Origin of the sequence: Cupriavidus sp. SK-3 (assembly GCF_000611145.1) — a bacterium.
In the GTDB taxonomy this organism is placed as follows: domain Bacteria; phylum Pseudomonadota; class Gammaproteobacteria; order Burkholderiales; family Burkholderiaceae; genus Cupriavidus.
In genome coordinates, this window is the sequence record NZ_JFJV02000183.1 from 1 (window position 1) to 3108 (window position 3108).

General features: G+C 68.3%; 3 protein-coding genes and 1 pseudogene. All 4 read right to left on the reverse strand.

Annotation, left to right across the window (positions count from 1 at the left end; all coding sequences use genetic code 11):
• Positions 1–133: 133 nt before the first annotated feature.
• Entirely contained in the window at positions 134–562 is a 429-nt protein-coding gene (locus tag CF70_RS17530) for a flagellar protein FlhE (protein WP_035867258.1), read from the reverse strand.
• Positions 559–1275, reverse strand: coding sequence for an RNA polymerase sigma factor FliA (locus tag CF70_RS17535; RefSeq protein ID WP_006162649.1), 717 nt, complete (start codon positions 1273–1275; stop codon positions 559–561). Before CF70_RS17535 ends, CF70_RS17530 begins: the two co-directional genes overlap by 4 nt.
• A gap of 39 nt (positions 1276–1314) precedes the next feature.
• Positions 1315–2133, reverse strand: coding sequence for a MinD/ParA family ATP-binding protein (locus CF70_RS17540; RefSeq protein WP_235185103.1), 819 nt, complete (start codon positions 2131–2133; stop codon positions 1315–1317).
• Between the two features lie 3 nt (positions 2134–2136).
• A pseudogene (gene flhF, locus CF70_RS17545) lies at positions 2137–3108 on the reverse strand (flagellar biosynthesis protein FlhF); the annotation flags it as partial.

Below are 3108 nucleotides of genomic sequence, written 5' to 3' on the forward strand. Positions count from 1 at the left end.
CCGCAGGGGGGTGAAACCGCTTTTGACTTTAAGCCTTTGACGTTAATCTTTTGACGTTAAGCTTTTGAACTCAGGCTTTTATGACCCACCGCCGCTAACAACAACAACAACAACAACAACAACAACAACAAAATCACCTAAAACTAACCGTAACCTGATTCGACTGCCCCATCAACACCGGCATCAGCGCCCCCCGCCCAGGCACCTGAAACGCAAACACAAACCCCTTAGCCGCATCATCCCCGCTAAACGCCTCGGTAAGCCCCTCCGCCCCCGGCAGCAACACACAACGCTGCGCATTGCACAAATAAGCCTGCAGCTCATTAGGCGGCGTACTAGCAAAACTATATCGCCACCGCACGGTAGTAATAGCCCCCTCCGCCTGCGGCAAGTAACCGGTAGGCAAGATCGGCGGCGACATCGTCCGCAACCCCTTGCCATGCAGCGCAGGCCCGTTCACGGAAGCCGACCAGGAATGCAGCGGCCCGGCGGGCGCGGCCCAGGCCGCGCAGCAGGCCGCGGCCAGCAACGCAGCGCCAAGACGATGGCACCAGCCCCTCATAGCAAGCCGCGCAACTGCGAACGAAGCCGCGTAATAGCCTGGCTGCGAATCTGGCAGACCCGCGACTCCGTCACCTCCAGCACCGCCCCGATCTCACGCAAATTGAGCTCCTGGTCGTAGCACAACGACAGCACCAGCTTTTCCCGCTCCGGCAGCCGCTCGATGGCACGGATCAGCGCTTCGCGCATGCCGCTTTCCATCAGCACGGTGAGCGGGTTGCCATCGTCGCTGACGCTTAGGTGCCGGTCCAGGAAGTCCTCTTCGCCGGAGCGCTCGAAGTCCTCGTAGTGCAGCAGCTGGCAGCCATAGACTTCATTGAGCAGTGTCTGGTATTCGTCGAGCGGCAGCTCAAGCTCCTGCGCCACTTCGGAGTCGAGCGGCGCGCGGCCCAGCGTTTGCTCCAGGCCGCGCACGGTGCGTTCGATGCGCCGGGTGAACTGGCGCAGGCTGCGCGACTGCCAGTCGTTGGCGCGCACTTCGTCAAGCATGGCGCCGCGGATGCGCTGGCTGGCATAGGTCTCGAAACGCGCACCGTGGGTGTCCTCGTAGCGCTTGGCGGCGTCGAGCAGGCCGATCATGCCAGCCTGGATCAAGTCATCGAGCTGCACGCTGGCAGGCAGCTTGGCTGCCAGTTGCAGGGCGATACGACGCACCAGCGAGGCATGCGCCGTCACGGTGTCGGTCTGTTCGAGCTTTCCCTGAATCGTGTACATGGTGGAATTCTCGTGAGTCCTGGCTGCAGGCCCAGGCGTTTAAGCCAGGGCCGGGGCTGACGGCGCCAGCGGCGCCGTCGGGGTTGAACGGGAATCGGTGGACAAGGGCCAGCTGGCAATGCCCGTGGCGATGCGGCGTAGCGCGGCGGTAGCGGGCGCGGCGGGAAAGGCCTCCACCACGCAGCGGCCTAGTGCCACGCTGCGTTCCACCAGCGGGTCGTACGGCAGGCTGCCGGCGGGGCTCGCCTCGACGCCGAGATACTGGCTGGCGGTGCGCGCCAGATTGCCCAGCACGGCACTCGCGGCGGCATCGCCGGCGGCGGCGTTGATCACCAGGTGGAAGCGCCGGCAAGCGTACAGGTGATTGAGCCGCTTGATGCAGGCATAGGCGGCCTTGATCGAGGCCGGCTCCGCGCGCAGCACCACAACGAGGTTGTGCGCCGTGCCGGCTACCTGCGACAAGCCGCCGTCCGCGTCACCGCGGGCATCGGTGAGCACGGTGCGAAAGCCATTCAGCGCCTGCAGCCCGCCACCAGCCTGCGCACTGCCGGGCAACACCGCGATGGTGCCGGCCGGGCGCTTGCCCAGCGCGGCTTCCAGCGTCACGGTGCCGCCCAGCACGGCGGCCAGGGTGCCTTCCGGCATGGCACCGGCAAGGCGGGTCGCGCGGGCGCCGAAGCGGTCTTCATCGATGAGCAGGACGCGCTCGCCTTGCATGGCGAGTGCGTTGGCCAGCCCCAAGGCCACCGTGGTGGCGCCGGCACCGGCATCGCTCGCGACCACCGCGATGCGGCGCGTGGCGCGGGGCGCCAGCATGCGCCGCAAGCTTTCCGCCTGGTCGGAGGCGAGTGAAGTCACGTCTTATTCTCCCTGCGTCAGCGTTTGCAACACGCGGCTGCCGTTCATGCTCGCTTCGAGCAGGCCGGCGGCGTCGCCGGGATGAAAGGCCTCCTGCGGCGTTTCGTGGGTGGCGCACGGCGTGGCGCGGCCACCTCGGCCGGGGTAGTTCTCCAGCACGTCGAGCAAGGCCAGCAAACGGCCGAGGCCTTCCACCAGCACGGCGGCGGCCGGCATCTGGCGGGCGGGCGCGCGGCCGGTCAGCCGCGCCAGGAACGCGGCGGCGCTGTCGTCGCACGCTTGCTCCAGCCGCAGCGCGGCTACCGCCATCTGCAGGGCGAGCAGACGCGCGCAGGCTTGCGCTTCGGCCAGCGAGGATTCGTTGCCGCCTGCCTGCCCGCCCTGCCCCAGGTGATCCATTGCGTGGCGCAGCGTGCGAAGTTGCGCTTCGCCGGCTTCAGCCCAGCGGGCCCAGCGGGCCAGTTGCACGCCCTCGGCCGACAATGCCGGGTCGCACAGCAGGTAGTGAACCGCTAGCGTCTGGCCGTTCTCGCGATCGACCACGCGCGACACCAGCAGGCCGGCCTCGATGCCGCTCTCGGCGGCGCCGCGCGTGCCACGTGCCTGGCCCTCAAGCACGCGCACCGGCGTTTGCGCGATCCACTGCACGGCGTCGCGGCCGCGATAGTCGATGTCTTCCACCGCGTGGAAGGTCAGCGTTTCGGCCAGCGCATCGAGCTTGACCGCCGCGCCACCGCTGACCACGCGCGTGGTCTTGCGCGCGGCGGCAAGCCAGCGCTCGCCGGCTTGCTGCCAGCGCGCCAGCGTGGCGGCGGCGGGCATGGCATCCAGCAGATTGACCACGGTACGGGCGGCGGCGATGGCGGCGCACAAGGTGGCAGCGTCGGCTTCCCATCCGCCTTGCCCGGCTTGCAGCGCCGGGCCGGTGCGGCCGGCGGGCGCGGCGGCGGCCGCCAGCGGCAGGCCGTCGCGGTC